This window comes from Staphylococcus sp. KUGN1 (genome assembly GCF_045984185.1).
Taxonomy (GTDB): Bacteria; Bacillota; Bacilli; order Staphylococcales; family Staphylococcaceae; genus Staphylococcus; species Staphylococcus warneri_A.
The window spans coordinates 1-371 of sequence record NZ_JBJQIL010000023.1; the positions used below are offsets into that span (position 1 = coordinate 1).

1 rRNA gene is annotated in these 371 nt (G+C 35.6%); it reads right to left on the reverse strand.

The features are described 5' to 3' along the window. Positions 1-246 precede the first annotated feature (246 nt). Positions 247-361, reverse strand: a 5S ribosomal RNA gene (rrf, locus tag ACJQQZ_RS12550). Between the last annotated feature and the right edge of the window lie 10 nt (positions 362-371).

The window sequence follows — 371 nt, forward strand, 5'->3', positions numbered from 1 at the left end:
GGATCAAACTCTCCATAAAAAATTATGATGTTTGATTAGCTCATAAAACTAAATTAATTGTTGTAACTTTCGTTACATTATTGGAATTAACGTTGACATATTGTCATTCAGTTTTCAATGTTCATTTCTTTTACCGACAAGAATTAATTATACGCTTTATTAACTCGAAAGTCAACAACTTTTTATAAATAATTTTTATCGTATATACCTCACAAAAAAATGACCTCACGGCCAAATATAGGTATTGCCTGGCAACGTCCTACTCTAGCGGAACGTTAGTCCGACTACCATCGGCGCTAAGGAGCTTAACTTCTGTGTTCGGCATGGGAACAGGTGTGACCTCCTTGCCATTGTCACCAGACAAATGGAAT